This window comes from Isoptericola sp. NPDC056573, from assembly GCF_042793335.1.
Classification (GTDB): Bacteria; Actinomycetota; Actinomycetes; order Actinomycetales; family Cellulomonadaceae; genus Isoptericola.
Map to the genome: position 1 here is coordinate 218,133 of NZ_JBHTUY010000008.1, position 26,906 is coordinate 245,038.

At 74.8% G+C, this 26,906-nt stretch carries 28 protein-coding genes and 1 riboswitch; of the genes, 13 read left to right on the forward strand and 15 right to left on the reverse strand.

Going from position 1 to position 26,906, the window contains the following annotated elements:
- Positions 1–7 precede the first annotated feature (7 nt).
- A complete protein-coding gene (locus ACFQ8E_RS15625; protein ID WP_430551484.1) occupies positions 8–1,327 on the reverse strand; it encodes an ABC transporter substrate-binding protein in 1,320 nt (439 codons plus the stop codon).
- Positions 1,328–1,524: 197 nt separating this feature from the next.
- On the opposite strand from ACFQ8E_RS15625, the gene ACFQ8E_RS15630 reads away from it, so the two are divergent.
- On the forward strand, positions 1,525–2,571 hold the full coding sequence (locus ACFQ8E_RS15630; RefSeq protein WP_430551485.1) for a LacI family DNA-binding transcriptional regulator: 1,047 nt from the start codon (positions 1,525–1,527) through the stop codon (positions 2,569–2,571).
- 101 nt (positions 2,572–2,672) lie between these two features.
- On the opposite strand, the gene ACFQ8E_RS15635 is transcribed toward ACFQ8E_RS15630, so the two are convergent.
- The 3 genes from ACFQ8E_RS15635 to ACFQ8E_RS15645 form a co-directional block, all read right to left on the reverse strand.
- On the reverse strand, positions 2,673–3,173 hold the full coding sequence (locus ACFQ8E_RS15635) for a hypothetical protein (protein WP_430551486.1): 501 nt from the start codon (positions 3,171–3,173) through the stop codon (positions 2,673–2,675).
- A 74-nt stretch (positions 3,174–3,247) separates the two neighbouring features.
- Positions 3,248–3,964: a DedA family protein gene (locus ACFQ8E_RS15640; RefSeq protein WP_430551487.1), complete on the reverse strand. Its 717-nt coding sequence runs from the start codon at positions 3,962–3,964 to the stop codon at positions 3,248–3,250.
- Positions 3,961–4,698, reverse strand: a complete 738-nt coding sequence (locus ACFQ8E_RS15645; RefSeq protein ID WP_430551512.1) for a copper homeostasis protein CutC — start codon at positions 4,696–4,698, stop codon at positions 3,961–3,963. Before ACFQ8E_RS15645 ends, ACFQ8E_RS15640 begins: the two co-directional genes overlap by 4 nt.
- Positions 4,699–4,903: 205 nt before the next feature.
- Between ACFQ8E_RS15645 and ACFQ8E_RS15650 the strand changes: the two genes are divergently transcribed.
- Positions 4,904–5,191, forward strand: coding sequence for a hypothetical protein (locus ACFQ8E_RS15650; RefSeq protein WP_430551488.1), 288 nt, complete (start codon positions 4,904–4,906; stop codon positions 5,189–5,191).
- A gap of 90 nt (positions 5,192–5,281) precedes the next feature.
- On the opposite strand, the gene ACFQ8E_RS15655 is transcribed toward ACFQ8E_RS15650, so the two are convergent.
- Positions 5,282–5,767: a DUF1269 domain-containing protein gene (locus tag ACFQ8E_RS15655; protein WP_430551489.1), complete on the reverse strand. Its 486-nt coding sequence runs from the start codon at positions 5,765–5,767 to the stop codon at positions 5,282–5,284.
- A gap of 103 nt (positions 5,768–5,870) precedes the next feature.
- Between ACFQ8E_RS15655 and pgi the strand changes: the two genes are divergently transcribed.
- The 7 genes from pgi (at position 5,871) to ACFQ8E_RS15690 (ending at position 13,816) form a co-directional block, all read left to right on the forward strand.
- Positions 5,871–7,589 (forward strand): glucose-6-phosphate isomerase, encoded by a 1,719-nt coding sequence (pgi, locus tag ACFQ8E_RS15660; RefSeq protein WP_430551490.1) that lies wholly within the window; start codon positions 5,871–5,873, stop codon positions 7,587–7,589.
- Between the two features lie 169 nt (positions 7,590–7,758).
- Positions 7,759–8,592 carry an STAS domain-containing protein gene (locus ACFQ8E_RS15665; RefSeq protein ID WP_430551491.1) on the forward strand — a complete coding sequence of 278 codons (834 nt, stop codon included), beginning with the start codon at positions 7,759–7,761 and terminating at the stop codon, positions 8,590–8,592.
- Positions 8,589–8,996: an STAS domain-containing protein gene (locus ACFQ8E_RS15670; protein WP_430551492.1), complete on the forward strand. Its 408-nt coding sequence runs from the start codon at positions 8,589–8,591 to the stop codon at positions 8,994–8,996. Before ACFQ8E_RS15665 ends, ACFQ8E_RS15670 begins: the two co-directional genes overlap by 4 nt.
- Entirely contained in the window at positions 8,993–9,412 is a 420-nt protein-coding gene (locus ACFQ8E_RS15675; RefSeq protein ID WP_430551493.1) for an ATP-binding protein, read from the forward strand. Before ACFQ8E_RS15670 ends, ACFQ8E_RS15675 begins: the two co-directional genes overlap by 4 nt.
- Positions 9,409–10,449: an ATP-binding protein gene (locus ACFQ8E_RS15680; RefSeq protein ID WP_430551494.1), complete on the forward strand. Its 1,041-nt coding sequence runs from the start codon at positions 9,409–9,411 to the stop codon at positions 10,447–10,449. The genes ACFQ8E_RS15675 and ACFQ8E_RS15680 overlap by 4 nt, the downstream gene beginning before the upstream one ends.
- The gene (locus tag ACFQ8E_RS15685) at positions 10,446–12,209 is read left to right on the forward strand and encodes an ATP-binding protein (protein WP_430551495.1); all 1,764 of its coding nucleotides are present in this window, start codon (positions 10,446–10,448) and stop codon (positions 12,207–12,209) included. The genes ACFQ8E_RS15680 and ACFQ8E_RS15685 overlap by 4 nt, the downstream gene beginning before the upstream one ends.
- Positions 12,206–13,816, forward strand: a complete 1,611-nt coding sequence (locus ACFQ8E_RS15690; RefSeq protein ID WP_430551496.1) for a SpoIIE family protein phosphatase — start codon at positions 12,206–12,208, stop codon at positions 13,814–13,816. Before ACFQ8E_RS15685 ends, ACFQ8E_RS15690 begins: the two co-directional genes overlap by 4 nt.
- On the opposite strand, the gene ACFQ8E_RS15695 is transcribed toward ACFQ8E_RS15690, so the two are convergent.
- Positions 13,795–14,409: a dihydrofolate reductase family protein gene (locus ACFQ8E_RS15695; protein WP_430551497.1), complete on the reverse strand. Its 615-nt coding sequence runs from the start codon at positions 14,407–14,409 to the stop codon at positions 13,795–13,797. The two genes, ACFQ8E_RS15690 and ACFQ8E_RS15695, sit on opposite strands and share 22 nt — an antisense overlap.
- A 97-nt stretch (positions 14,410–14,506) precedes the next feature.
- On the opposite strand from ACFQ8E_RS15695, the gene ACFQ8E_RS15700 reads away from it, so the two are divergent.
- Positions 14,507–15,646, forward strand: coding sequence for a PrsW family intramembrane metalloprotease (locus ACFQ8E_RS15700; protein ID WP_430551498.1), 1,140 nt, complete (start codon positions 14,507–14,509; stop codon positions 15,644–15,646).
- Here the strand turns inward: ACFQ8E_RS15700 and ACFQ8E_RS15705 are convergent.
- Entirely contained in the window at positions 15,609–16,091 is a 483-nt protein-coding gene (locus tag ACFQ8E_RS15705) for a DUF6069 family protein (RefSeq protein WP_430551499.1), read from the reverse strand. The genes ACFQ8E_RS15700 and ACFQ8E_RS15705 overlap by 38 nt on opposite strands.
- Positions 16,092–16,256: 165 nt before the next feature.
- On the opposite strand from ACFQ8E_RS15705, the gene ACFQ8E_RS15710 reads away from it, so the two are divergent.
- Both ACFQ8E_RS15710 and ACFQ8E_RS15715 read left to right on the forward strand, forming a co-directional pair.
- Complete coding sequence (locus ACFQ8E_RS15710; protein WP_430551500.1) at positions 16,257–17,504, forward strand: sensor histidine kinase; 1,248 nt, start codon at positions 16,257–16,259, stop codon at positions 17,502–17,504.
- Positions 17,501–18,217, forward strand: coding sequence for a response regulator transcription factor (locus ACFQ8E_RS15715; RefSeq protein WP_430551501.1), 717 nt, complete (start codon positions 17,501–17,503; stop codon positions 18,215–18,217). Before ACFQ8E_RS15710 ends, ACFQ8E_RS15715 begins: the two co-directional genes overlap by 4 nt.
- Positions 18,218–18,220: 3 nt before the next feature.
- On the opposite strand, the gene ACFQ8E_RS15720 is transcribed toward ACFQ8E_RS15715, so the two are convergent.
- Genes ACFQ8E_RS15720 through ACFQ8E_RS15735 form a run of 4 tightly spaced genes read right to left on the reverse strand, consistent with a single transcriptional unit; the run spans position 18,221 to position 22,341 of the window.
- Positions 18,221–18,664 carry a hypothetical protein gene (locus tag ACFQ8E_RS15720; protein WP_430551502.1) on the reverse strand — a complete coding sequence of 148 codons (444 nt, stop codon included), beginning with the start codon at positions 18,662–18,664 and terminating at the stop codon, positions 18,221–18,223.
- Entirely contained in the window at positions 18,651–19,499 is an 849-nt protein-coding gene (locus tag ACFQ8E_RS15725) for an ABC transporter ATP-binding protein (protein WP_430551503.1), read from the reverse strand. Before ACFQ8E_RS15725 ends, ACFQ8E_RS15720 begins: the two co-directional genes overlap by 14 nt.
- A complete protein-coding gene (locus ACFQ8E_RS15730) occupies positions 19,499–21,286 on the reverse strand; it encodes an ABC transporter permease (RefSeq protein ID WP_430551504.1) in 1,788 nt (595 codons plus the stop codon). Before ACFQ8E_RS15730 ends, ACFQ8E_RS15725 begins: the two co-directional genes overlap by 1 nt.
- Positions 21,262–22,341 carry a thiamine ABC transporter substrate binding subunit gene (locus tag ACFQ8E_RS15735; protein ID WP_430551505.1) on the reverse strand — a complete coding sequence of 360 codons (1,080 nt, stop codon included), beginning with the start codon at positions 22,339–22,341 and terminating at the stop codon, positions 21,262–21,264. Before ACFQ8E_RS15735 ends, ACFQ8E_RS15730 begins: the two co-directional genes overlap by 25 nt.
- Positions 22,342–22,412: 71 nt before the next feature.
- Positions 22,413–22,517: riboswitch (TPP riboswitch) on the reverse strand.
- Between the two features lie 156 nt (positions 22,518–22,673).
- Here ACFQ8E_RS15735 and ACFQ8E_RS15740 point away from each other — a divergent pair.
- Entirely contained in the window at positions 22,674–22,940 is a 267-nt protein-coding gene (locus ACFQ8E_RS15740; RefSeq protein WP_430551506.1) for a DUF4235 domain-containing protein, read from the forward strand.
- A gap of 25 nt (positions 22,941–22,965) precedes the next feature.
- Here ACFQ8E_RS15740 and ACFQ8E_RS15745 read toward each other — a convergent pair whose 3' ends face one another.
- The 4 genes from ACFQ8E_RS15745 to ACFQ8E_RS15760 form a co-directional block, all read right to left on the reverse strand.
- Positions 22,966–23,745 (reverse strand): PAS domain-containing protein, encoded by a 780-nt coding sequence (locus ACFQ8E_RS15745; protein ID WP_430551507.1) that lies wholly within the window; start codon positions 23,743–23,745, stop codon positions 22,966–22,968.
- A gap of 156 nt (positions 23,746–23,901) precedes the next feature.
- Positions 23,902–24,828 carry a sulfite exporter TauE/SafE family protein gene (locus tag ACFQ8E_RS15750; protein WP_430551508.1) on the reverse strand — a complete coding sequence of 309 codons (927 nt, stop codon included), beginning with the start codon at positions 24,826–24,828 and terminating at the stop codon, positions 23,902–23,904.
- A gap of 186 nt (positions 24,829–25,014) precedes the next feature.
- A complete protein-coding gene (locus ACFQ8E_RS15755; protein WP_430551509.1) occupies positions 25,015–25,470 on the reverse strand; it encodes an RrF2 family transcriptional regulator in 456 nt (151 codons plus the stop codon).
- On the reverse strand, positions 25,467–26,729 hold the full coding sequence (locus tag ACFQ8E_RS15760) for an AGE family epimerase/isomerase (protein ID WP_430551510.1): 1,263 nt from the start codon (positions 26,727–26,729) through the stop codon (positions 25,467–25,469). Before ACFQ8E_RS15760 ends, ACFQ8E_RS15755 begins: the two co-directional genes overlap by 4 nt.
- Between the last annotated feature and the right edge of the window lie 177 nt (positions 26,730–26,906).

Consider the following 26,906-nt stretch of genomic DNA (forward strand, 5'->3'; position numbering starts at 1 on the left):
CGTCCGGTCACTGGTCCGCTTCCGCGGCGGACTGCACCGCGTCGACCACGTCCTGCGGGGTCGCCTTGCCGGCGAACTGCAGGGCGATCGCGTCGTTCATCGCGCCACCGACCGACGCTCCGAGGAGCGTGTCGAGGTACAGCTGGATCTCCGGGGCGCCGTCACGCACCTCGAGCAGCTCGGCCAGCGCCGGGTCGGAGACCGACGAGGACGCGGCCGGGTTGGTCGGCAGGCCCATGTCGAGCTCGGCGAAGCCCGTCTGCACCTCGTCGCTCAGCAGGTACTCGGCGAACTCGACCGCCACGTCGGGCGCGTCCTTCGACACGGCCCACGCGTCGCCGCCGCCCATCTGCGCACCGTCGGTGCCCTGCTGACCGTCGATCGACGGGTAGGGGAACCAGCCGGTGTCGTCGCCCAGGCCGGAGCCGTCCTCCGTGAGCCCCTGCATGACGCCGGGCTCCCAGTGGCCGGCCAGCTCCATCGCGACCTTGCCCGAGGCGAGCAGGCCCGAGGCCGACGTGGGGCCGGTCTGCGCGGGCGTGGTGAGGAAGCCCTTGTTGAACGGCTCGGTGGCGAGCAGCTCGTCGAGCGAGTCGCCCGCCTTGACGAAGCACGGGTCGGAGTAGTCGACGTCGGCGATGGCGGCGTCGAGGGTGTCCTTGGCGCACTGCCGGATGACGTTGTAGTACCAGTAGTGCGCGGCGGGCCACTTGTCGCCCGCGCCCACCGAGGCGGGCGTGACGCCGGCGTCACTGAGCTTGGCGAAGACGTCGTACAGCTCGTCCATCGTGGTCGGGGTCTCGGTGATCCCCGCCTTCTCGAAGAGCGACTTGTTGTACCAGAAGCCGACGACCCCCATGGAGAACGGCAGCGCGTACGACGCCCCGTCCACCTGGAAGCCCGGCATGTACGCGCCGAGCTTGTCGATGGTCTCCGCGGCGGGCTCGGAGAGGTCCTTGAGCAGGCCGGCCTCGACGTGGTCGGCGAGCTCGCCGCCGCCGCGCTCCATGAAGACGTCGGGCGCGTCGCCGGACTGGAAGGCGGCGTCGAGCTTGGTGAGCATGTCCTCGTGCGCCATGGCGCTGACCTCGACGGTGGTGCCGGGGTGGTCCTTCTCGAAGTCGGCAGCGAGCTTGTCGTAGTACTCCTTGCCCTCGCCGGTGTTCGAGTTGTGCCACCACGTGATCGTGCTGGCGTCGGCGCTGCTGCCGCCGTCGTCGTCGCCCTGCGAGCCGGTGCCCTGGCCCGCGCAGGCGGCGCCCAGGAGCGCCACGGTGGTCCCGAGCGCGACCGCGGTGGCGCCGCGGATGATCCTCGTCCTCGTCATCATCGATCCCTTGTCCTCGTCGACGGGCACGGCAGCGACGCTGCCGCGAAGGTAGGAGTGTTCCTGGCACGAGAGTGGCAGGCCGGCCGTCGATTCGTCAATCGTTGTCGATAACGATTTCGAAACCTCACCCGTCGCCGGCTCGGACGCCGACGACGACGCGTCATCGCCGCCCGTATGGCGCATACTGTCGACTCGTGAGCACCGCCGCCGACCCGCCCAGGGGTCCCACCGCACCTGTCGCCGGGCGCGTCACCATCTCCGACGTCGCCCGCGTCGCCGGGGTCTCGGTCGCCACCGTGTCGAAGGTGGTCAACAACCGGTACGGCGTGGCCGCCGGGACGTCCGAACGGGTGCTCGCCGTCGTCGAAGAGCTCGGCTACGAGTCCTCCCTGGTCGCCCGCAGCCTGCGCCGCACCAGCACCAACGTCATCGGCGTGCTCGTCGCCGAGTTCGAGCCGTACTCCACCGAGCTGCTCAAGGGCATCTCGGCCGCCGTGGACGGCACCGGCTACGAGCTCCTCGCCTACGCCGGCCGCACGGACGGCGGCGCGCGCACGGGCTGGGAGCGGCGGTCGCTGTCCCGTCTGGCCGGCACCCTGGTCGACGCGGCGATCGTCGTGACGCCGACGATGGTGATGTCCGCCGACTCCCCCGTGCCCGTGGTCGCCGTCGACCCGCACACCGGGCCCGAGGGCACCCCCACCGTGGACTCCGACAACACGACCGGCGCCCGCGAGGCCGTCGAGCACCTCATCGACCTCGGCCACCGGCGGATCGCGCACCTGGGCGGCCGCGCCGACCTCGAGTCCGCGCGGCTGCGCGAGCTCGGCTACCGGCAGGCGCTCGAGGGCGCCGGCATCGCCGTCGACCCGCTCCTCATCAAGGTGGGCGGCTACCGCCCCGACCTCGCCGACGCGCCCGTGCGCACCCTGCTCGACCGGCCGGACCGCCCCACCGCCGTGTTCGCCGCGAACGACCTGTCGGCCATCCACGTGCTCGAGGTGGCCGGCGAGCTCGGCCTGCGCGTCCCCGAGGACCTGTCCGTCGTCGGCTTCGACAACATCCCCGAGTCGTGGGGCAGCGCTCCCCCGCTCACCACCGTCGCGCAGCCCCTGCACCGCATGGGCGCGGAGGCGCTGCGCATGGTGCTCGACCTCCTCGAGGGCACCGCCCGCGAGCGCCACCTGCGGCTGCCCACGTCGCTCGTCGTCCGTGCCTCGACGGCGCCCCCGCCGAGGTAGTCCGAACCCCCGCGAGGTAGTCCGAACCCCCGCGAGGTAGTCCGAACCCCCGCGAGGTAGTCGAGGACTCGGCGAGGTAGTCCGAACCGTGCCGAGGTAGTTCAGCCGACGTCGAACGTCGCGGCGTCGGGGAACATCACGGGCGGCGCGTCGACGCCGCAGAACCCGAGGTAGCTTCCGGCGAAGTCGCCGTCGGGATGGTCGGGGTCGACGGCGATCACCCCGCCCGAGGCCGCCACCTCTCCGACCGCGGAGAACCGCTCGCCGCCGGTCGTGTCGGCGTGGAGCATCCGCCCGTCGGGCAGGGTGACGGCGTATCGCCCGGCGGGCTCGCCCGTGTCCTCGGCCACGGTGCCGTCCGGCCAGAACACCACGTGGTCGACACCGTCGATCACCGCCACCAGGCACCCGTTCGCGAGCGCTCGGAGCGTGCCGGCCAGCGGCGTCGTCCCGCTGGTGAAGTGTTCCCGGAGCTGCGGCTCGTCGAGTGCCGCCACCTGGGGCGTGTCGAACCCGACGTCGTCGCCGGCCGGGCCGCAGGCCGCGACGAGCGCCGTCACCGCCAGGGCCGCGCCGCCCCTCCACCCGTCACGGGTCCGCATGTCCGGAGCGTAGCGACCCGCGCGACCTCACGGGACCTGACTACCTCGCCGGGCCCGGAGCTACCTCGGCAGGGTCAGCGCGCCCGACGGTGCCGACGCTCGGGCTCGCGCGGGCCACGGCGGGCGAGGTGGCGCTGCCGCAGCCGCACCACGACGAACCAGAGCACGAGCAGCCCGATGACCACGAGCACGGCGTTCGAGATGATGCCGCTCCACTGCGCCAGCACGGGCTCGATGGCGGGGCCGAAGGCATAGCCGAGACCCACCCAGATGCCGTTCCACACGCCGGAGCCGATGGCCGTGTAGAGCGTGAACGACCAGAACGGCATGCGCTCGATGCCCGCGGGGATGGAGATGAAGCTGCGCACGAGCGGCACGCAGCGCCCCACGAGGACCGCGACACGCCCCCACTTCGCGAAGAACGCCTCGGCCTTGTCGAAGTCGGAGCCGTCCATGAGGGGGATGGCGTCGACGATCGCGCGGGTGCGGTCGCGCCCGAGCAGCCAGCCCAGGTACCACCAGATCCAGGCGCCGACGACGGCGCCGATCGTGGCGGCGAGGATCGCCAGCCACGCGTTCATGTGCCCCGCGTAGGCGAGGAAGCCCGCGCCGGGCAGCACGGCCTCGGACGGGATGGGCGGCACGAACGTCTCGATCAGCACCGCCGCCCCCACGCCGACCTCGCCGAGCGTGGTCATCAGGCTCAGCACCCAGCCGATGAACCCGTCGTACTCGGCGGACGGGTCCGTCGCCGAGGCTGCGACGGCGGCGGCGTGCACGACGCCGGTCACGCGCCCGCCTCGTCCTGGAGAGCCGCGTCGAGGGCGGCGCGGGTCGCGGCGACGACGCCGGGGTCGGTGACGTCGTACCCGCCGGCACCGCCGCCCCCGGGGCCGCCGTCGGCGACCACGGTGCGCCGGGCGGAGAGGTGGACGGCGTGCACGCCGGCGCCGACGAGGGCGGGGACGTCGTCCACGCGGACGCCGCCGCCGGCCATGATCTCGACGCCGAGCTCGCGGCCGCGCGCGGCGAGCGCCGCCAGCACGTCGAGGGCCTCCCCGGCCCGCGGGGCGCCGCCGGAGGTGAGGACGCGGCGCACGCCGGTGCGCGCGAGGACGTCGAGGACGGCGACCGGGTCGGGCACCTGGTCGATCGCACGGTGGAACGTGACGGCCGCACCGTCTGCCGCGGCCACGAACGCGGCGAGCGCCGCGGCGTCGACCTCGCCGGCCGCCGTCATGGCGCCGACGACGACGCCGTCCGCACCGGCGTCGAGCACCGCGCGCACGTCGCGCACCTGCACGTCGACCTCGTCGGGCGCGAACACGAAGCCCCCGGCCCGGGGGCGCACCAGGACGTGCACGCCGACGCCCGAGCCGCGCAGCGCGTCGGCGACGGCCGCGACCATGCCGGTCGACGGGGTGAGTCCCCCCGTGCCGGCGAGGGCGGCACACAGCTCGAGACGGTCCGCGCCGCCGGCCGCCGCGACGCGCGCGCCCGCGACGTCCTGCACCGCGATCTCCAGGGCGACGCCACGGCGATCGCGCGGCTGAGCGGGGCTGACGGGCTCGGGGACGGGTTCGGTCGAAGGGTCCGCAGTCACGGCCGCGAGTCTACGGGGGCGCAGGTGACGACGACCGGGGCGACGTGTGACGGGACGGTGCCGGTCGGAGGTGCCGGTCGGAGGTGCCGGTCGGAGGTGCCTGCCCGCGGGGTGGCAGGATCGCCGGGTGCCCTCCTACCGCGTGAGCCTCGCCGTCGGCCTGCTGCAGCCGGGCGTCGATCCCGCCGACGTGCTGCCCGCCGCGGCCGACGCGGCGCGCGGGCTCGTCACCGTCGAGGCGTACGACGTGGGGGTGGTGCGGGGCCGGGCACGCGTCACGGTCCGCTTCACGGCGGAGGACGACGCCGCCGCGCACCGCGTGGCGGACGCCGTCCACGACCGCGTCGACACGCTGGCCGACACGTTCGGCGGCACGCTCACCCGGCGGTGGGGCAACCGCTGGCAGCCCGCCTGACACGGCGGTCCCGACGGCACGGGCGAGCCCGCCGGCCCCGGGGGGCGCGACGGGCTCGCCGTGCGGGCGGCGCCAGGGCCGCCCGGGTGCTCACTGCCCGAAGGCGTCGAGCAGGTTCCGGCGCTCCGCATCGGTGAGGTTGGTGCTGACCAGGGTCGCGTCGATCCCGTGCAGCCGCTCCGCCAGCCGGTCGGGGTCGATCGGCTCGGTGACGATGAACAGGGCCGACGTGCCGGGCACGATCTCCTTCTTCATCTTCTCGAGGTCCTTCGCGGTGATCCCGACGTCGGACAGCGACCGGGTGATGCCCGCGATCGCCGCGCCGGCGGCCGCGCCCAGCACCGGCAGGAAGAACAGCGCGCCGAGCAGCAGGCCCCAGACCGCGCCCCAGCCCGTGGCCTTGGCGGTGTCGTCGTGCGAGCCGTGGGTGTCCGGCTTCCGCTCGCCCTCCGGCCAGCTCACGACCGCGTGGTCGACGACCTTCACCAGGCCGTCCGCCTCGCCGCCCTTGACGGCCTTGAAGGCGCGGTCGGCCGCACCCGGGTCGTCGAACTTCCAGACCGTGAAATTCGCCATGAGTACCTCCCGACGCCGGGCCGGGTCCGTCCCCGGCTGATGGTCATCCTGGCAGCGTGAACAGACCGCGCAACCGGGCCGGGCGGTCAGTACCGTTGGCCCCATGACCTCCTCCCCCGTCGATCCCACCACCACGACCTCCTGGGGCGACCTGTACGCCCACTACCAGGAGTTCCGGGGCGACCTGCGCGGCTGGTTCGCCGCCGACCCCGGCCGCGCCGCGCGCATGACCCACGTCGCGGGCGACCTGCACGTGGACCTCTCCAAGAACCTCGCCACGGACGAGACGCTGGACCTGCTGGTCCGCCTCGCGAACGAGGTGCGCCTGCCCGAGCGCATCGAGGCGATGTTCACCGGGGAGCACATCAACGTCACGGAGGACCGCGCCGTCCTGCACACGGCGCTGCGCCGTGCCCCCGGCACGCAGCCGCCGCTGGTCGTGGACGGGCAGGACGTCGACGCCGACGTCCAGGCCGAGCTCGACAAGCTGAGCGCGTTCGCCGACCAGGTCCGCGACGGGGCGTGGACCGGCGTCACGGGCAAGCCGGTGCGCACGGTGGTCAACATCGGCATCGGCGGCTCCGACCTCGGGCCGGTCATGGTCTACGAGGCGCTCAAGCCGTACGGCCGCACGGGCGACGACGCCATCGAGGCCCGGTTCGTCTCCAACATCGACCCCACCGACGTCGCGCAGAAGACGGCGGACCTCGACCCGGAGACCACGCTGTTCATCGTGGCGTCCAAGACGTTCGGGACGCTGGAGACGCTCACCAACGCGCGGCTCGCCCGGGCGTGGCTGTGGGAGCGCCTCATCGCGGCGGGAGTCATCGAGGACGACCCCGACGCGAAGCAGGCCGCCGTCAAGGCGCACTTCGTGGCCGTCTCGACCGCCCTCGACAAGGTGGCCGACTTCGGCATCGACCCGGCCAACGCGTTCGGCTTCTGGGACTGGGTCGGCGGCCGCTACTCCGTGGACTCCGCCATCGGCACGTCGCTGGCGATCACGTTCGGCCCCGACGTCTTCCGCGACCTGCTCGCGGGCTTCCGCGCCGTCGACGAGCACTTCCGGAGCACGCCGTTCGAGGCCAACGTGCCCGTCCTCATGGGCATGCTGAACGTCTGGTACAACAACTTCCTCGGCGCCCACACGCACGCCGTCCTGCCGTACGCGCAGCAGCTGCACCGCTTCCCCGCGTACCTGCAGCAGCTGACGATGGAGTCCAACGGCAAGTCGGTGCGCTGGGACGGCTCCCCCGTCACCACCCAGACGGGCGAGGTCTTCTGGGGCGAGCCGGGCACCAACGGGCAGCACGCCTTCTACCAGCTCATCCACCAGGGCACGCGCCTCATCCCGGCGGACTTCATCGCCGTCGCCACCCCCGCCTACCCCCTCAAGGACGACGAGGGCGACGGGAAGACCGTGGCCGCGGGCGCCGACGTGCACGAGCTGTTCCTCGCCAACTTCTTCGCCCAGACCAAGGCGCTCGCCTTCGGCAAGACGGCCGACGAGGTGCGCGCCGAGGGCACGCCCGAGGAGATCGTCGCGGCCCGCGTCTTCTCCGGGAACCGGCCCACGACGTCGATCGTCGCGCCGGCGCTCACGCCGTCGGTGCTGGGCCAGCTCGTCGCGCTGTACGAGCACATCACCTTCGTGCAGGGCGTCGTGTGGGGCATCGACAGCTTCGACCAGTGGGGGGTGGAGCTCGGGAAGAAGCTCGCCCTGGAGATCGCCCCGGCCGTGTCCGGGGACGACGCCGCCCTCGCCGCGCAGGACTCCTCGACGCAGGCGCTCATCCGCTACTACCGGGAGCACCGCGCCTGAACCTGCGCGCCTGGACCTGACGGCGAGCGGGTGAAATCTGCGGGAGCGCGAGGAACGCACCGCAGGTCACGGGAGCGCTGCCGCACACCGGTGCGGCAGCGCTCCCGTCGCTGCGTACACTGACCGCGGTCGAGAACACGGCCCCCCTCTCGTCCGGAAGGATCCCGCGATGACTGCTGTCGCGCCGAGTGCCCTGGCACAGACCCTCGTCGACCACGCGGAGAGCGTCCGCCCCGCCTGGCTGGACGCCGCCGTGCAGGAGCTGCGCGGTCGCACCACCCGGGGCGAGCTCGAGCGCGAGCAGTCCGACATCTACCAGGCCCTCGTCGACGGCCTGCAGGCCGGTGGCACCGCCCTGCAGTCGGAGGCCTTCGACCAGCTGCGCGGCATCCTGGCGGACGTCTCCGCTGCGCGCGCCCGGCTCGGCTTCACGCCCCGGGAGACCGCCGTGGGCGTGTTCGCCCTCAAGGAAGGGCTGTACGGGCTGGCCGGTTCGGCCGACGCCATGACGCGCTTGGTACCGCTGCTGCGCCTCGTGGACGAGCTCGGGCTGTTCACGTTCGAGGCGTTCGCCGCCGCCCGCGAGTCGATCATCAGCGAGCAGGCCGAGCAGCTCCTCGAGCTGTCGACCCCGGTGGTCAAGCTCTGGGAGGGCATCGTGGCGGTCCCGCTGGTCGGGACCCTCGACTCCGCGCGCACCCAGGTCGTCATGGAGAAGCTGCTCAACACCCTCGTCGAGACGGGCAGCACGCAGGCCATCATCGACATCACCGGCGTGCCGGCGGTCGACACCCAGGTGGCCCAGCACCTCCTGCGGACGGTCGTCGCGGCGCGCCTCATGGGCGCGGAGTGCACCATCAGCGGCATCCGCCCCCAGATCGCGCAGACGGTCGTCGCGCTCGGGATCGAGTTCGGGGACATCCGCACCCGCGCGACGCTGGCGGACGCGCTCGTGGACGCACTGCGGGAGGGTCGCCGCTCGCACATCGAGGTGACCGCGTGAGCGACGCCGTCCCCATCCTCAAGATCGGGTCGACGCTGCTCGTCTCGATCCAGGTGGACCTCCAGGACGACACCGCGCTGCAGCTGCAGGAAGACCTGGCCGAGCGCATCACGCGCACCGGCGCGCGCGGCGTCGTCATCGACATCTCGGGCCTGGAGATCGTCGACAGCTTCATCGGCCGGATGCTGGCGTCGGTCGCCGCGATCTCCCGCGTCCTCGACGCGCAGACGGTGGTCGTCGGCATGCGGCCCGCCGTGGCCATCACGATGGTGGAGCTCGGCCTGTCCCTCGGCGGCGTCCGCACGGCGCTGGACGTGGAGCGCGGCCTCGCGATGCTCGCCCCGGCGCAGGAGTCCGCCGAGAGCGTGCTGCTCGCGGCGGCTGCCGAACGAGCGTCGAGATGACGACCGCGCCCTCGGCCACGACGACGGAACGGCTCGAGGTGCGTGCCGACTCCGACGTGGTCAGGGTCCGACAGCTCGTCCGCACGGTGGCACAGCAGGCACGGCTCTCTCTCGTCGACCAGACGAAGCTCGTCACGGCCGCCAGCGAGCTCGCCCGCAACACGCTGGTCTACGGCGGCGGCGGCGAGGTCGAGGTGGAGCTCGTCGCGGACGGCCGACGGTCCGGGGTCCGGGCCGTCTTCTCCGACGAGGGGCCGGGCATCGCCGACCTGGACCTCGCGCTGACGGACGGCTGGACCAGCGGGAACGGGCTGGGCCTCGGGCTGTCCGGCTCACGACGCCTCGTGGAGCAGTTCTCGATCGACACGGCACCGGGAGCAGGGACCCGGGTCGAGATCGTGACCTGGTCGCGATGATCTCCCCGTCGGGGTCGTCCTCGCCCGACACGGCGGTCGCCCTGGAGGCCGGGGTCTGGCACACCGTCGACCATCCCTCCGCCGTCGGCGCGGTCCGGCGCGCCGCGACGACGGCCGCGCTGAGCCTCGGCCTGGGCGAGTCGCGCGCCGCGGAAGCCGGACTGGTGGTGTCCGAGCTGGCGTCCAACCAGACCCGGCACGCCGGCTCGGGGGCGGTGTCGCTCCGCGTCCGTCGTTGGGACGGCCATGCCGCGCTCGAGGTGCTGGCGGTGGACTCCGGCCCCGGCATGCGCGACCTCGCCGCCGCGATGCGCGACGGTGTGTCCTCGCGCGGCACGCTCGGCATCGGGCTCGGCACGCTGCCGCGGCTCACCAGCTCGTGGGACGCCTGGTCGGCGCCCGGGCAGGGCACGGTGGTGGCCGCCACCTTCGCGTCCCCCGGAGCCCGGCCCGACCCCGCACCGGGGGCGGGACTGACCCGGCCGATGACCGGGCAGGTCGTCTGCGGTGACGCGTTCGCCCTGCGGACGGACGACGGCGTGACCTCGGTCCTCGTCGCCGACGGGCTCGGCCACGGTCCGCTGGCCGCCGTCGCCTCGCAGTCGGCTGTCCGCGCGTTCCTCGAGGCGCAGCCGGCAGGCCCGGCCGTGCTCCTCGACCGGGTGCACGGCGCCCTGGGTGGCACGCGCGGGGCGGCGGTCTCCGTCTCGCGGGCGGAGCACGGGACGCTGCGGCACGCCGGGCTCGGCAACATCGGCGGCACCGTCCAGGGCGGCGGCCGGTCGCGAAGCCTCGTGAGCCAGCCCGGCATCGCCGGCACCCATGCCCGGGCCGTCCGCGAGGTCGTCGTCCCCGTCAGCCCCGGCGACCTGCTCGTGCTGCACTCCGACGGGCTCACCGACCGCGCGAGCCTGGCCGCCTACCCGGGGCTCAGGGAACGCGCGCCCCTCGTCGTCGCGGGCCTCCTGATGCGCGACTTCGCCGTACGACGGGACGACGCGTGCGTCGTGGTCGTCCCGCTGGGAGGCACCCCGTGACGACAGCCGACACCCCGCTCCTCGCCACCCGGCTCGAGAGTGACACCGACCTGCTGGCCCTCCGCCGCGCGGGCCGCGAGATCTCGCGTGCCATGGGCCTCGACGTCCACCACCAGGTGCGGGTCGCCACCGCGCTCTCCGAGGTCGGTCGTGCCGCCGTCGCGCTCGGGCCCGTCGAGGTCACCATCGGCCTCGACCGGGGCGCCCGGCCGCTCCTGCGTGCGGACCTCGAGTCGGCCGCCGGCCTGACCACGACCGGCAGCGCCGCCGACGGCGGCGTCCCCGCGGCGCGGCGCCTCGTCGACGAGGTCGTGCTCGGCGCCGACGGCCGCCACGTCACCCTCGTGGTGGAGCTGGGGGCCTCCGCGCCCCTCGACGCCGCGACCACGGACGCGCTGCGCCGCGCGATCACCGTCGGCTACGGCGCCAACGCCCTCGACGAGCTGCGGGTGCAGAACGCCGAGCTGCTGCGCACCCACGACGAGCTGGTGGCGCAGCGGGAAGAGCTCCGCCGGCTCAACACCGAGCTGGAGGAGACGAACCGCGGCGTCCTCGCGATGTACCACCAGCTCTCCGCGGAGCTGGAGGAGACCAACACCGGCGTCGTCGCGCTGTACGCCGAGCTCGACGAGCGCGGCCGGGAGCTGGCGGCCGCGAACGAGGCCAAGTCGCGCTTCCTGCGCAACGTCAGCCACGAGCTGCGCAGCCCGGTCAACTCCATCATCGGACTGACCTCGCTCCTGCAGGCGTCGACGATGGCCGGGGACCAGGCCGAGCAGGTGGAGTTCGTGCGCGACAGCGCGGCCACGCTGCTCACCCTCGTCGACGAGCTCCTCGACCTCGCGCGCGCGGAGGCCGGGCACCAGGACGTGGCGCCCGCGCCGATCGACGTGCCGGCGCTGCTCGACGAGCTCCGGGGCACGACGCAGCCCCTGGTGCGCGACGGGGTGGAGCTGGTGGTCGCGTGCGAGCCCGGGCTGGCGCTCGTCAGCGACCGGCGTCTGGTCGCGCGCGTCCTGCGCAACCTCCTGACGAACGCCGTCAAGTTCACCGAACGAGGCAGCGTACGGCTCGACGTCCGCGTCGAGGGCGACGCCGTCCGGTTCGTCGTCGAGGACACCGGCCTGGGGATCGGGCCGGAGCACCTGGACGCCGTGTTCGAGGAGTTCGTCCAGGTGCCCAACCGGCTCCAACCGAGCGTCCGGGGCACGGGCCTCGGCCTGCCCTACGCCCGGCGCACCTCCGAGGCCCTCGGCGGGACGCTGACGGCGCGCTCGGCGCCCGACGTCGGCAGCACCTTCACCGTCGTCCTCCCCGTCGAGCCCGCAGCCCCGGCCGAGCTCCCGCCGGCCGTCCCGACGACCGCACGCTCCCTCGGCGCGGCATCGCCGGGCGCCGCGACCGGGCTCGGGCACGTGCTGGTCGTCGACGACGACCGGTCGTACGGCGCGTACGTCGCGGGGCTGCTGCGCGAGGACGCCGACCGCGTCAGCGTCGCCCACGACGGGCGGCACGCGCTCGCGCTGCTGCGGGACGCCCGTGCCGACGCGGCCGTCGTGGACGTGCGGCTGCCGGAGCTCGACGGCGTGGGCCTGCTCGTCCGGCTCCGGGCCGAGCACCCCGACCTGGCCGTCGCGCTCATGTCCAGCGGCCCCGCCCCGGAGCAGACGGGGGTGGAACGGCCGGCGCCCTTCCTGCCGAAGTCGACGCTCGACCGCACCGCCCTCACCCGCGCGCTCCGCGACGGCGGTGCCCCATGACACCTGCCGACCGCACCGTCCTCGTCGTGGACGACACCCGCGCGCACCGGTACGTCATGGCGACATGGCTGCGGGGCGCGGGCTTCGACGTGCTCGAGGCCGGGACCGGCGCGGAGGCGCTGGACCTCGTGGCGGCGACGATCGACGCGGTGGTCCTCGACGTCAACCTCCCGGATCTCACCGGGACCGAGGTGTGCCGCCGGATCAAGTCGGACCCGCGGACCGCCCACGTGCCGGTGCTGCACGTGTCCGCCACCTCCATCGACGCCGCCGCACGGACCGCAGGGCTCGACGGCGGCGCCGACGCCTACCTGCCCGAGCCCCTCGACCAGGACGAGTTCCTGGCCACCGTGGGCGCCCTGTGCCGCACGCACGACGCCCACCGGGACGCCGGGCGCACCGCGCGCCGGCTCGAGGCGCTCGCCGACGCGCTCGCTCCCCTGCACCAGGCCCGCACCCAGGAGCTCGTGGCCGACCTCGTCGCCCAGGGCGCCTGCGCCGTGCTCGGGCGCCCCGCCGTGGCGATGGTGGTCGTCGACCCGCAGACCGTGGTCCGCGCGGTGTGCCCCGCCCCGGACGCGCCTCTGGTGCGCGGGCGCGGGACGCTCCCCGTGCTGCCGCCGGGGCCGGTCTCGTCGGCCACGTTCGGCCCCGACGACGTGCCCGACCACTGGGTCCCGCTCCTGGCCCATGCGGGCGTGCCGCGGTCGGCCTGGTGGACGGTGTGGCTGCGCGACGCCGAGGGCACGCTCGTGGGCGGGCTGGCGCTGCAGGCCGACGACGCCTCCAGCAGCCCGTCGACGGAGGAGCGCGAGGTCGCCGCCCGGTTCACCGAGGCCATCACCGTGGCCCTCCGGAACCTCAAGACCTTCGCCGAGGAGCACCGCATCGCGATGGCCCTCCAGCGCCGGCTCCTCCCCTCCGGCCTCACGGTGCGCGGCGGCGTCGAGGTCGCCGCCCGCTACGAGGCGTCGGACGAGCGCCTCGACGTCGGCGGGGACTTCTACGACGCGTTCGACCTGCCCGACGGCCGGGTCGCCGTCGTGATCGGGGACGTCCAGGGACACTCGCTGCGGGCGGCCACCGTCATGGCCGAGGTCCGCCTCACCCTCCGCGCCTACCTGCGCGAGGGGCACGATGCCGCCCGGGCGCTCGACCTGCTCAACGACTCGCTGCGACAGGACCACCCGGAACTCACCACCGTGTGCGTCTGCGTCATCGACCCCGCGGACGGCAGCGTCGAGATGACCGACGCCGGCCATCTGCCGCCGCTCGTGGTCCGGACCGACGGGACGGTGGTCGCGGAGAAGTCGCCGGCCCGCCTCCTGGGCCTGGCGAGCCCTGACGAGCGGCCCGCACGGCGCGACGCGCTGGGCCCGGGCGACCTCCTGGTGCTCGTCACGGACGGGCTCGTCGAGCGCCGCGACCGCACCCTGCGGGAGGGCATCCACGAGCTCGTGGACGCGGCCCGCACGCTCGCCGGGCTGGCCCCCGCGGACGTGTGCTCACGCCTGGTGGACAGGTTCGCCGACGCCGGTCGGGAGGACGACGTCGCCGTCGTGGTCGTCCGTCGGGTGCACGACCCTCAGTCGCCGCTCGGCACCTGACCCTTCACGTCGTCATACCCCGCCAGGCTCGGTAGCTCGCCTGGCGCGTAGACGAGGCGGACGACGCCGGTCGGGAAGGCCTCCGACCGGCGCAGGGCCAGCGGGTAGACCGTGTCGCCCTCGTCGAAGAGGCGCGCGCCGCGGCGGGCCACGACCGGGTGCACCAGCAGGCGCAGCTCGTCGAGCAGACCTGCCGCGAGGAGCTGGCGCACGACCGACAGCGACCCCGGCACGAGGATCTTCTCCACGCCGGCCTCGGCCTTCAGCACCTCGACGGCGGCCGACAGGTCGCCGTCGAGGCGCTCGACGTGGCGCCAGCCGAGGTCGTGCGCCGAGCGGGTCACGACCACCTTGCGCATGTCCCCCAGCCGCCGGGCGAACGCCGCGTCCTCCTCGCCCGCCTCCTCCCGCCCGGGCCACGCGCCGGCGAAGCTGTCGTAGGTGACGCGGCCGATCAGCAGGACGTCGGTGTCGCGGTAGTCGTCGTCGACGGCGCGGGCCATGTGGTCGTCGAAGTAGGGGAAGTGCCAGGCGGGGTCGATCTCCGCGACGCCGTCGAGCGAGATGAACAGGGTGGACACGACCGTGGCCATGAGGGCTCCTCCGGGACGGGCGGACGGCGGGGCCGACCCGGTCCGCTGAGGAGATCATCGCGGTGCCGCCGGCCCGTCGCACCTAGGATCAAGGCCTATGCCGGCCCTGGACCCTCGCGCGATCCTCGACCGGCGGCCCACGCGCCGCCCGTCGGTGGGCGTCATCGTGACGATCGCGGTGTCGTCGGCGTGCCTGCTCGCCGCGCTGGTGGTGACGTCGGCGGAGGGCCCGACGTTCCTCGAGGGCCTGTTCCTCGCCGTCCTGCCGCTCCCCCTGCTGCTGGCGGGCGTGCTCGCCCTCGACCGCCTCGAGCCGGAGCCCCCGGACGCCCTGGTGCTCGCGTTCCTGTGGGGCGCGGGCGTGTCCGTGCTGGTCGCGATGGGGATCAACACGGCCGGGCTCACGCTGCTGTGGACGCCGCTGCTCGGCCAGGAGGAGGGGTTCGTCGCGACGGCGGTCGTCACCGCGCCCGTGGTCGAGGAGACCCTCAAGGCGCTGGTCCTCGTGGGCATGCTCTGGTTCCGTCGGCACGAGCTCAACGGCCCCACGGACGGCATCATCTACGGATCGATGGTGGGCCTCGGCTTCGCCACGGTGGAGAACATCCACTACTACACGGTGGCGGGCCCGGAGGGGCTGGCCGCGACGTTCGTGGCGCGCGGGCTCCTGTCGCCGCTGATCCACCCGCTGTGCACGTCCCTCACCGGCCTGGGGATCGCGACGGCGGCGCTCGCCCCGCGCGGCTGGGCGCGGGTGTGGCCCGTGCTCCTCGGCCTGCTCGGCGCGATGACGTACCACGCGCTGTGGAACGGCGCCGCGTCGCTCGGCGTCGAGGCCGTCGTGGCCGTGTACCTGCTGGGCCTGGGGATCGTGGTCGGGCTGCTCGTCGTCGTGCGCCGCGACCGCGCCCGCATCGTGGGGCTCATCGGGCAGCACCTGCCGCAGTACGGCCCGCTGGGTGTCGTCGCCCTGCCGGACGTCGTGATGCTCACGTCGCTGACGCGGCGCCGCCGGGCCCGCGCCCGGGTCCGCGCCGCGGGCGGCCCCGGCCCGGCCCGCGCGATGCGCGACTACCAGCAGGCCGCGACCGAGCTGGCGATGCTGCACCGCCGCCTCGACCGTGGGCTGGTGGACCAGGTCGGGTTCGAGCGGCAGCGCGGCCCCCTGCTCGCGCTCATGCTCGCGGCCCGGAAGGTGTTCACGCCGCTCTGGCGCCCCGAGGCCGCGCCCCGCTGAGGCCCAGCATGATCACGCCGCCCACGGCGAGGTGCTCCAGCAGGAGCAGCACCGTCGCGCCGGCGTTCGCGGCCCCCAGCGGGCCCAGCAGGGAGACGAGCAGGACGGCGCCGCTCAGCACCAGCCAGGCACGCCGCCCACCGTTCGGGCGGCGCAGCAGGAGCGCGCGGACGCCCCACCCGCCGAGGGCCGCGGTGAGGCTGGTGGCGATGACCAGGGAGATCGTGACCTCGAGGGTGCCCGAGCCCGCCCGCACCTGCGGGTCCACGCCCGCCAGCGTGCCGACGAGGTAGACCACCGCGCCGGCCAGCACGGCGCCCACCACGACCGTCCGCGGACGGTTCCACCACGCCCGGTCGCGCCACGAGCGTCCGGCCGGGCCTCCGGGGGTCCGGCCCTGCGCGCCGGTGCCGGTGATGTCGGTCCTGCCCTGCGTCCCGTTCATGTCGTCCCCTCCTTCGCCGCCGGCACCCTGCCGACAGGACGACGCTCCCGCGCGCACCGCAGGTCGCGCGCCCTGCCGTGGTCGGTCGTCGTCGCGCCGTCCGGCGGGAGCACCCCCGACTTTCGTCGGTGTCGCCGGCGGGAGGTCCGCCGTAGCGTCCCGGTCATGACCAGCACCGACAGCACCCCGACCCCCGCCGCGGCACGCCCCGGCGGCTGGGCGGAGTTCGACCCGTGGGCGCCGTCGGACCCGGGCCCGCCCCCCGCCCCGCGCGGGGTCCTCGTGCTGGCGTGGGCGCTCGTCGCCGCGCTGACGGCGGCCGCCACGTTCGCCGTGGCGGACGCGGCACCGGTGCGCGGCACCGGGACGATCACGGTCCTGGTGCCGGCAGGCGTGGACGTCGCCGTCGGCGTCGCGGCGGTCGCGCTGGTCCCCCTGCTCTTCACCCGGCGCAGCGTGGTGGCCGCGGTCGCCCTCGCCGTCCTCGCCGCGGTCTCGGGGGCCGCGACGCCAGCCTCCACCGTCGGCACGCTGCAGGTCGCGCGCTGGTACCCGGTCCGCACGGCCGCGTGGGTCGCCGGGGCGGGCGTGCTGGGGCACGCCGTCCAGGCGCTGTGGCGGCCCGTGGGGCTCCCCCTCGGGTGGTGGCTCCTGTGCGACGTCGCGGTGCACGCCGCGCTCTTCGGCTGGGGCGCGTACGGCCGTGAGCGCGCCCTCGTGCTGTGGTCGCTGCGCGACCGGGCGCGCCGGGCGGAGGCCGAGCAGGAGCGGCGGGTCGCGGAGGCGCGCACGGCCGAGCGCACCCGGATCGCCCGCGAGATGCACGACACCCTCGCCCACCGCCTGTCCCTGCTGGCCGCGACCGCCGGCGCCATGGAGTACCGCCCGGACGCCGACCCGGCGCAGCTCGCCGCCGCCGCGGGGCGGGTCCGCGCCGGCGTGAGCGACGCCCTGGAGGACCTGCGGCAGGTCATCCGCCTGCTCCGCGCCGGCCCGGAGGATCTCGGGCCGGTACCCGGCCTGGACGACGTGCGCCGCCTCGTCGACGACTCCCGCGCGGCCGGCACTGACGTGACCTACGAGCGCACGGGCGACGACAACCCTCCTGCCGCCGTCGCGACCGCCGTCTTCCGCGTGGTGCAGGAGTCGCTCACGAACGCGCGCCGCCATGCGCCCGGTGCCGCCGTCCGGGTCACGGTCTCGACCACCCCGGGCGAGGTCCGGGTGCGCGTGGCCGACGACGGCGCGGCACCCGGCGCCGTCGCCCCGGACGGGGTCGGCACGGGCACGGGGCTGGTCGGGCTGCGCGAGCGGGCCACGCTGCTGGGCGGCACGCTGGCCGCCGGCCCGGACGCCGGTCCCGCCGCGTCGCGCGGCTTCGCGGTGGAAGCGTGGCTACCGTGGGACGCGTGACGACGACGCCCGGGCCCGGCCCGCTCCCCACCGCCGGACCGGCGGGCGGCCCCGCGGACGCCGCGACGCCCGTGCGGATCGTGCTGGTGGACGACGACGCGCTGGTGCGCGCGGGCCTCCGCCTGATGCTGGACGGCGCCCACGGCATGACGGTCGTGGCCGAGGCGGCCGACGGGGCCGAGGTGCCCGGCGTGCTCGACGCCCACCCGGCCGACGTCGTCCTCATGGACCTGCGCATGCCCGGCGTCGACGGCATCGCGGCCACCCGGCGGGTCCGCGCCCGCCCGTCGCCGCCCGCCGTCGTCGTGCTCACCACGTTCGACACCGCCGAGGAGGTGGGCGGCGCGCTGCGCGCCGGGGCCGCGGGCTACCTGCTCAAGGACATGCCGCCGGCACGCATCGCCGCCGCCGTGCACGCGGCCGCCGCGGGCGAGCCGGTGCTGGCGCCGGACGTCGCGCGGCGGCTCATGGCCGCCGTCGCCGGCTCGGACGGGTCGCGCGACCGTGCCCGGGCCGCCCTGGACGTCCTCACCGCGCGAGAGCGCGACGTCGCCGTCGAGCTGGGCCGCGGCGCGTCGAACGCCGACATCGCGGCCCGCCTGTACCTCAGCGTCCCGACGGTGAAGGCGCACGTGTCGAGCGTGCTCGACAAGCTCGGGCTGGAGAACCGCACGCAGGTCGCCCTGCTCGTGCACGACGCCGGCGAGGCGTAGGGCTCAGCCCTCTCCGAGCGGCCACCCGTCGCAACCCCGGGGCTCGGCGGCCGTCACGGTCCTCGGGCAGGAGTTGTACCACCAGACCGGGTCACCGAAGGTGTCCTGCGTCGCGTCGATGTACGCCTCGGTCCCGTCGATCCCGGGGCCGACCCGCCAGTACTCCACGATGGGGTCGCACTCGTCCGACAGGTACCGCAGGACGAGCTCCGCGCCCTCGGCCTCCGTGGCGGCGTCGAGGCATGCGTACCCCGCGACGAGCTCCGCGCTCTCCTCCCCCGGGTCGAGGTCCTGCGGCACGGTCACGTCCCCGCACGTCGGGAGCGGCTCGCGGGCGGCGAAGGCGTCCTCGCCGTTCCCCTGGCCGCACGCGCCCAGCAGAGCGAGGCACGGCACGCCCCACGCCGCCGCAGCGGCCCGCCGCCTCCGGTCGTCAGACCACGTCATGCCCCGATGATGTCGTCACGGCGGCGGTCCTTGCACCGGACGCAGCGGACGCGTCCGTGGAGTCGCGGGAGGCCGGGTCGTCGTCCGGGGACAGGCCGAGGAACTCCGCCACGCGCGGGCCGGCGGGCGCGCGCAGCAGCACGTCCGGGGCGTCCACCTGGAGCAGGCGCCCGGCGTCCATGACGGCCACGCGGTCGGCGACGGTGAACGCCTCGTCGTGGTCGTGCGTGACGAACACGGCGGTGGTGCCGGTCGCCTTCAGGGTGTCGCGGACGTCGACGGCGAGGCGCTCGCGCAGCCTGCGGTCCAGGGCGGACAGCGGCTCGTCGAGCAGCAGCAGGCGCGGACGCGGCGCGAGCGCGCGCGCCAGCGCGACACGCTGCTTCTCCCCGCCGGACAGCGTCGCCACGGACCGGCCCGCGTACCCGGCCAGGCCCACGTCGGCCAGGAGGTCGGCGACGCGTGCGGCCCGCTCCGCGCGGGGCACGCCCTGCGTCTCGAGCCCGTAGGCCACGTTGCGGCCGACGTCCCGGTGCGGGAAGAGCTGGCCGTCCTGGAAGAGCAGGCCGAAGCCGCGCCGGTGCACGGGCACGCCCGCGAGGTCCGCGCCGTCGAAGGCGACGGTGCCGCCCGCCAGCGGCTCCAGCCCGGCGACGGCGCGCAGCAGCGACGACTTGCCGCAGCCGCTCGGCCCCAGCAGCGCGACGATCTCGCCGGCGGCGACGTCGAGCGACACGCCGTCCACCGCGACCGACCCCGGTCGACGGCGCGCGGCGCCGTACCGCACGACGGCGTCGCGCACGGCGAGCCCCGTCGTCTGCCGGGCCTGCTCCATCAGAACTCCCCTCCGGGCCGGTCGCCGCGAAGGCGCTCGGCCACCATCATGACGGTCGCGGTGAGCACGGCCAGCACCACGGACGCCGCGAGCGCCATCCCGTAGTTCTCGGCCCCGGGCCGCCCGATCAGGCGGTAGATGACCACGGGCAGGGTGGCCGTGTCGGGGCGGGCGAGGAACGACGTCGCGCCGAACTCGCCGAGCGAGACCGCGAACGCGAACCCGATCGCCAACCCCAGCGACCGCGCGCCGAGCGGGCCGTCGACCGTCCGTAGCACCCGCCCGGGCGCCGCGCCCAGCGTGGCGGCCGCCTCCCGCAACCGCGGGTCGATGGCGCGCAGCACCGGCAGCATCGTGCGCACCACGAGCGGGATCGCGACGACCGCCTGCGCGATCGGCACCAGCGCGCCGGAGGTGCGCAGGTCGACGTCGAGCCCCAGCGGGCGGTCCAGCGTGATGAGGAAGCCGAAGCCCACCGTCACGGCGGAGACGCCGAGGGGCAGCATGAACGCGGCGTCGAGCACGCCGACGGCACGCCGCAGCCCGGCCCGCCGCGGGCGTCGCGACACGACGAGCGCCACGAGGCCGCCCACGACGACGGCGATCAGCGCGGCCCAGGCCGCGGTGCGCAGCGAGTTGCCCAGCGCCTCCCACACCGTGACCGTCAGGGCGTTGCGCCCGCCGGTGGTGCCGAGCGCCACATAGTTGTCGAGGCCCCACGACCCGTCGGGCGCGCGCAGCGACCGGGTGACGAGCCCCGCCATGGGCAGCACGAGCAGCCCCGCCACGACGACGAGGGTGACGAGCGCCGGCGCGACGTCGGTGCCGTCGGCGCCGGCGCGCAGCCGCAGCCGGTGCGCCGACACGCTGTCGCTCGTGAGGTGCAGGGCCCGCTCGCGGCGCGCCCGTGCGCGGGAGCTGACCAGCAGCGCGCCCGCCACCACGACGAGCTGCAGCACCGACAGCACCGCCGCCGAGCGCAGGTCGAGGAACTGGGTGGTGCGCGTCCAGATCTCCGTCTCGATCGTGCCGTAGCGCAGGCCGCCGAGCACCAGCACGACGCCGAACGCCGTCGCGCAGAACAGGAACACCACCGCGGCGGCCGACGCGATCGCCGGGCCGAGCGCCGGCAGCGTCACGGTGCGGAACGCGCGCCAGGGCGTCGCGCCGAGCGCGCGGGCGGCCTGCTCGGCGCGCGGGTCGAGGCGCTCCCACATGCCGCCGACCGTGCGCACCACCACCGCGTAGTTGAAGAACACCAGGGCGAGCACGATGCCGGCGAAGCTCTCCTCCAGGTGCGCCCAGCCGAGCAGGCCGCCGGGGGCGAAGAGCGCGCGGAACGCGACGCCGACGACGACGCTGGGCAGCACGAACGGCACCGTCACCAGACCCCGCACCAGCGTCCGCCCGGGGAACCTGCACCGGTACAGCACGTACGCGCCCGGCAGGCCCAGCAGCACCGACAGCAGCGTGCCGGTGAGCGCCTGGGCGAGCGTCTGCCCGACGATCCGCCACGTGCGCTCCTGGGACAGCACCTCCGCGAAGCCGGACAGGTCGAGCGTGCGCCCCGCGGTGGTCTCGGTGAAGAACCCCTGCAGGACGAGCGACACCACCGGCCACGCGAAGAAGACCGCGAGGAAGCCCAGCGGCAGCACGACCGCGGCACCCCAGCCCAGCCACGCGCCCCACCGGTCGGCGCGCCACCGCGCCGCCCGGGAGGCCGGGCGGGCGGCGCTGCGCGGGGCGTGCGGCACGGGGCGCGTCAGCCGACGACCGTCGCCGTCCACTGCTCGATCCACTCGTCGCGGTGCGCGGCGACGTCCGCGGGCGCCACATCGAACGGCTCGTCGGCCAGGGGGGCGAACTGCTGCCAGTCGGCGGGCAGCTCCACGTCCGGGTCGGCGGGGTACATGTACATCTGGCCGGGCACGTCGGCCTGGAACTCGGGCGAGGTGAGGAAGTCGACCAGCTGCTTCGCGCCGTCCGGGTTCTCCGCACCGGCCAGCACCCCCGCGTACTCGACCTGCCGGAAGCAGGTGTCGAGCATCGCGCTGGTCGTCGAGGACGTCCCGTCGTCGCTCACGGTGAACGCGGGCGACGTCGCGTAGGACAGCGCGATCGGCCGCTGCCCGCCCTCACCGGCGCCGGAGAAGTCGACGTAGTACGCGTCCTCCCAGCTCTCGGCGACCTTGACGCCGTTGTCCCGCAGGTCGGCCCAGTAGGCCTCCCAGCCGTCCGTGCCGAAGGCTCCGATCGTCGCGAGCAGGAACGCGAGGCCGGGCGACGACGTCGCGGGGTTGGTGACTACGGTGAGGTCCTGGTACTCCGGCTTCGCGAGGTCCTCGAGCGTCGTCGGGGGCGTGACGCCGTGCTCGTCGAACCAGCCGTCGTCGAGGTTCATGCAGACGTCGCCCACGTCGACCGGCGTCAGCGTGCCGGCCAGGTCGGCGGGCGCGTAGGCCGCGACCTCCGGGGCCAGGTCGGCGGGCTGGTACTCCTCGAAGACCCCGGCGTCGACGGCCCTCGACGCATAGGTGTTGTCCACACCGAAGACGACGTCGCCCAGCGGCGCGTCCTTGGTGAGCACGAGCTGGTTCACCAGCGTGCCCGCGTCGCCCGGTGCCACCTGCTCGACGGTGAGGCCGGACTCCTTCTCGAACGCGGCCAGCACCTCGTCGGAGACGGCGAACGAGTCGTGGGTGACGAGCGTGACCGTGCTCGACGCCCCGCTCCCCTCGTCCGCCGGCGTCCCGCCGCCGCACGCCGCCAGCAGCGGCAGCAGCGCGACGGCCCCGACCGCTGCTGCCGCGCTCCTGGTCCTGGTCGTGGTGCTCAGCGTCATGCTGTCCTCCTCAAGGTGCGAGAAGGGGGTCCTGCGGGCGCCCGGCACCGTCGTGGTGCTGCCGTCCGCAGGGAACGAGATTCCCGACTTCCTCCACCGGTGCTAACCGGGTCAGGTTCGAGGGTCTGCGGCGGTCCGCACTCTCAGCGCCGGTGGGCGCTCCCCTGTCGTATCAGCACGAGCCTACCCGTCGACACCGCGCTACCGTGGTCCCGTCCTCGGCCTCGGGGTGTGACGTGCCTGACGTGCCGTGACACCGCCCGTCGGCCGTGGACGCCGGACCAGGACGACGCCCCGGCGGTAGCACGCCGGGTCAGACCGAGGGAGAGCACGTGACGGACACCGAGCAGCCGCTGGGCGTGAAGGTCGGCACGGTGGTGCTGACGATCGCCGCCGGATGGGTCGCGCAGAAGCTGATCGGGGTGGTCTGGGAGCGGGCGACGGGCAACGTGGCGCCCACCGACCTGGACGACGACGAGCTCTCCATCGTGCAGGCGGTCACCTTCGCGGCCGTCTCGGGCGGCGTCGCGGTGCTCGCGAAGCGCCTCGCCCGCCAGGGCGCCGGGCGCGCGGCTGCCCGGTTCGTCTCGGGCCGCTGACCCGCCGATTCCCCGCGCGGTCCCGTCAGTGGCTCGCGCGGGGACGACGGCGGGCCAGCTGCGCGTCGTGGCCGTGCGGTCGGTCCACCGGCCGCACGGCGGCGAGCGCGCTGCTCAGGCGGTCCGCCGCGTCCTTCGCGGGCGGTGCCGACCGGACCACCTCCGCCGCCGTGAGCGCGGCGTCCCGGTCCCCGACCGGTCGCGCGAGCTCCTTCATCACCTGCTCCCCCGCCGACTGGGCGGACACGCCGACCTGCGCGCCCGCGTCGGCGAGGACCTCGGTGGCCACCGACTCGTCCACGCCGCAGACGGCCATGATGGCGCCCTTGGCCTGCTCCGCGGCCGCGGCGGCGACGAACGCGCGCGAGACGGCGCGGTGCGCCTCGCGCTCCAGCGCGTCGCGCACGACCGGGCTCGCGTCGATGACGTAGCCGACGATCTGCGACGACGCGCCGTCGCTCCCGTGCCGCCCCTGACCCGTGACGACGACCGTGTGCGTGCGCCCGTGGTCGTCCACGACGCGGTGTGCCCCCGAGAACGGCCGCCCGGCACCCAGTGCGACCACCGCCGTGCGGGAGAGCCGCTCACGGTCGTCCGGGTGCAGGTGGGCGCGCAGCACCTCGGGCCCCGGCGCGACGGAGCCGGGCTCACGCCCGAAGATCCGGAACACCTCGTCCGACCACCACCACTCCCCCGTGGCGACGTCGACCCGGTACCGGCCCACGAGCAGCTGGCTCCCGGCACCCAGCAGCTCCGCGAGGGCGACGAGCTCGCGGCGCGGTGTGTCGTTGGGCGTGCTGGACATCGAGGACCACCCCCAGTGCCGTGCAGCTGGGTCCGGCGCGCAGTTCTCCTGGCTCCACCACGGTACCGGGACGGCACGACACCGCCACCGCACGGCGGGTGACGTGCGGTGGCGGTGCTCGGTGGTGCTGTCGGCGCCCGTGACGGGTTCGGACCGTCAGGCGACCGTCGTCGCCGCCGCCTCCGGCTGCTCGCCGGCCGCCTCGGCCCGCTCCTCCGCGACCGCCTTGCGGTGCTGGCCGAAGGAGTAGACGACCGCGGCGGCCCAGCCCACGGCGATGATCGCGAGCACCAGGGTGCGCACGCCGTCGCTCACCGGGAACGAGTCGAGGGACAGCAGGGTCCGCACGTTGGTGAGGACGATGATCCCGCCGACGGCGGAGCCGAGGACGCGCGGCGGCACCAGGCGGACGAGCCACGCGGCGATCGGCGCGGCGATCAGGCCGCCGATGAGCAGCGCGAGGGCCCAGGACGGGTTGATGCCCGCGGTCCCGAGACCGAAGAGGAACCCGAGGCTCGCGGCCACGGCCACGAAGAACTCGCTGGTGTCGATCGAGCCGACCACCTTGCGCGGCTCCATGCGGCCGCTCGCGAGGATGGCGGGCGTGCCCACCGGGCCCCAGCCGCCACCACCCGTGGCGTCCATGAACCCGGCGACCAGCCCGAGCGGGGTGAGGAACCGCTTGCGGAGCGGCTGCCCGAGACGGTCCGTACGCAGCCCGCGGAGCGTGAACCGCAGCAGCACGTACAGGCCCAGACCCAGCAGCAGGATCGACATCAGCGGCTTGGCGATCTCGGTCGACAGCCACGAGAGGAAGGTCGCGCCGGCGAACGCGCCGATGGCACCGGGGATGCCGATCTTGATGACGACCTTCCAGTCCACGTTCCCGAACCGCCAGTGCGAGGCGCCGGACGCCAGGGTCGTGCCGACCTCGGCGAGGTGGACGGTCGCCGACGCGGCCGCGGGGTTGGTGCCGATCGCGAGCAGCAGGGTGGTCGAGGTGACGCCGTAGGCCATGCCCAGGCTGCCGTCGACGAGCTGCGCACCGAGGCCGACGAGGGCAAGGAGGACGAGAGTCCGCACGGGGGTTCCCTCCGTTTCGGCGCGGCAGCGGGTCCGCCGCGTCTGCGACGAAGTTACCCGATCGGCTCTATCGGATTCAACGGTCTCAAAAATATGTCCGTATCGCGAGACGAGGTTCTGCGGCGTCGCGTGAACCAGGCCGACGACCGTGCGGCGCCTCTGGCGCCTACGCCGATCCGGCGTGGCTCAGGGGCTGACCCACGCCGATTCCTGCTCGGTCAGCCGGCGCACGACGTCGGGGATCGTCCCGGCCGCGAGGTCCGCCAGGGTCACCTGTTCCAGCACGGCGCGCACGTTCACGCGCAGCGCCACCCACACGTGCAGCAGCGACGCGGCGGCGCCGGTGTACTCCAGGTCGGAGGGCCGCGCGTCGCGCACGAACACCAGCGGCCCGTCCACGGCGCGCACGACGTCGGCGACGGTCACCTTGTCGGCCGGGCGGGCGAGCACGTACCCCCCGCCTGCGCCGCGACGGCTCGCGACGATGCCCTCGCGCCGCAGGTCGCTGAGGATCGCCTCGAGGAAGCGGTGGGGCACCTGCTGCGCGCGGGCGAGTGCCTCGGCCGGGACCGGGCCCTCGCCGGACGCCGCGAGCTCGGCGGCCGCCCGCACCGCGTAGTCGGCCTTCGCGGAGATCCTCATGACGACGCCACCGCGGCGCCCAGTCGCGTGCCGGCCAGCAGCGGTCCGGCCTCTCGGGCGGACGCCGCGAACGACCCGGTGAGCGGCAGGTCCGGCAGGATGACGGCCTGGGCCGCGTGGTAGATGTCGGGCTTGCCGACCCACGTCCGCCCGGAGGGGCGGTTGTCGGTGTCGAGCTCGTGGAACCAGGAGCCGCGCTCGTGGTCCACCAGGTGGGCGTCGATCCACGCCCACCACTCGTCGGCGAGCTCGGCGTAGCGCGCCTCGCCGGTCGTGCGGTGCAGCACGTCGGCGGCCGCGGCCGCCTCGGCCGCCACCCAGTGGAAGCGGCGGGCCTCGACGGGGCTCCCGTTCCAGTCCGTCGTGTAGACGAAACCTCCCGCCGGCCCGTCCCACCCGTCGGCCACGGCGCGGTGGAACAGCTGCCGGGCCGCGTCGGTGCGCTGTCCCTGCGTCCCCCCGGCGACGTCTACCTGCAGGAGCAACCGCGCCCACTCCAGCCCGTGGCCCGGTGTGGCGCCGTACGGCTTGAAGGGGTCGTGCGGACGGTCCGCGTTGTACTCGAGCTGCGGCTGCCACGCGGTGTCGAAGTGCTCCGGGATCCGCCAGTCGTTGCCCGCCGCCCAGTCGATGACGCGGTCGGCCACCACCGCTGCTCGGTCGAGCCAGCGGCTCTCGCCCGTGGCGTCGTGGGCGGCGAGGAGCGCCTCGACGGAGTGCATGTTCGCGTTGACCCCGCGGTACGGGTCGACCGTGCCCCAGTCGCGCGACCGCTCGTCGAGGTGGAGCTGGTGGTCGGCCTCCCAGAACCGCCGGTCGAGCACCGACAGCGCCGCCTCGAGGAGGGTCACGGCACCAGGCGTGCGCGCCACGGTCCCGGTCGACCCGGCGAGCACGACGAACGCGTGGCCGTAGGCCTGCTTGAGCCCGTCGAACGCGTCTCCCGGACCCCTGGAGGCCAACCACCCACCCTCGTCGGCGTCGGCCAGCGTCCGTGACAGGCCGGCGATACCCCGGTCCAGCAGCTCGCCCGCGCCCTCCACACCCAGGAGGTGCCCGAGCCCGAAGGAGTGCGTCATCCGGCACGTGATCCACAGGTGGGCCGGCTGCGCCGGGTCGACGGCCCCGGCGTCGTCGAGCCACCCGGCGGTCCCGTCCCCTCCCAGGGACGGCCGCGCGAAGTCCAGCAGGCTCAGGAAGTGTCGGGCTCGCCACGACGGCGTCGGTCCGGCGGCGGGGAGGTGCGGTGCTCCAGTCACCCGACGAGCCTATCGGCACGCCGCCGCACGGGGTCGCGGGACGCGGACGACGGAGCAGCAGCGTCTGCGGTGGGGTCTGTTCGGGGTATGCGAAAGGCCCACCCCGGTGTGGGGTGGGCCTTTCGTGAATGGGTGTCCGGCGGCGTCCTACTCTCCCACCCCCTCGCGAGGGCAGTA

Bases quoted from the DNA above. Each gene is read 5' to 3' on its own strand.
- ACFQ8E_RS15625 (WP_430551484.1), bottom strand. From the start codon at position 1,327: ATGACGAGGACGAGGATCATCCGCGGCGCCACCGCGGTCGCGCTCGGG.
- ACFQ8E_RS15635 (WP_430551486.1), bottom strand. From the start codon at position 3,173: ATGCGGACCCGTGACGGGTGGAGGGGCGGCGCGGCCCTGGCGGTGACG.
- ACFQ8E_RS15655 (WP_430551489.1), bottom strand. From the start codon at position 5,767: ATGGCGAATTTCACGGTCTGGAAGTTCGACGACCCGGGTGCGGCCGAC.
- pgi (WP_430551490.1), top strand. From the start codon at position 5,871: ATGACCTCCTCCCCCGTCGATCCCACCACCACGACCTCCTGGGGCGAC.
- ACFQ8E_RS15665 (WP_430551491.1), top strand. From the start codon at position 7,759: ATGACTGCTGTCGCGCCGAGTGCCCTGGCACAGACCCTCGTCGACCAC.
- ACFQ8E_RS15675 (WP_430551493.1), top strand. From the start codon at position 8,993: ATGACGACCGCGCCCTCGGCCACGACGACGGAACGGCTCGAGGTGCGT.
- ACFQ8E_RS15680 (WP_430551494.1), top strand. From the start codon at position 9,409: ATGATCTCCCCGTCGGGGTCGTCCTCGCCCGACACGGCGGTCGCCCTG.
- ACFQ8E_RS15690 (WP_430551496.1), top strand. From the start codon at position 12,206: ATGACACCTGCCGACCGCACCGTCCTCGTCGTGGACGACACCCGCGCG.
- ACFQ8E_RS15695 (WP_430551497.1), bottom strand. From the start codon at position 14,409: ATGGCCACGGTCGTGTCCACCCTGTTCATCTCGCTCGACGGCGTCGCG.
- ACFQ8E_RS15700 (WP_430551498.1), top strand. From the start codon at position 14,507: ATGCCGGCCCTGGACCCTCGCGCGATCCTCGACCGGCGGCCCACGCGC.
- ACFQ8E_RS15705 (WP_430551499.1), bottom strand. From the start codon at position 16,091: ATGAACGGGACGCAGGGCAGGACCGACATCACCGGCACCGGCGCGCAG.
- ACFQ8E_RS15710 (WP_430551500.1), top strand. From the start codon at position 16,257: ATGACCAGCACCGACAGCACCCCGACCCCCGCCGCGGCACGCCCCGGC.
- ACFQ8E_RS15720 (WP_430551502.1), bottom strand. From the start codon at position 18,664: ATGACGTGGTCTGACGACCGGAGGCGGCGGGCCGCTGCGGCGGCGTGG.
- ACFQ8E_RS15725 (WP_430551503.1), bottom strand. From the start codon at position 19,499: ATGGAGCAGGCCCGGCAGACGACGGGGCTCGCCGTGCGCGACGCCGTC.
- ACFQ8E_RS15735 (WP_430551505.1), bottom strand. From the start codon at position 22,341: ATGACGCTGAGCACCACGACCAGGACCAGGAGCGCGGCAGCAGCGGTC.
- ACFQ8E_RS15745 (WP_430551507.1), bottom strand. From the start codon at position 23,745: ATGTCCAGCACGCCCAACGACACACCGCGCCGCGAGCTCGTCGCCCTC.
- ACFQ8E_RS15755 (WP_430551509.1), bottom strand. From the start codon at position 25,470: ATGAGGATCTCCGCGAAGGCCGACTACGCGGTGCGGGCGGCCGCCGAG.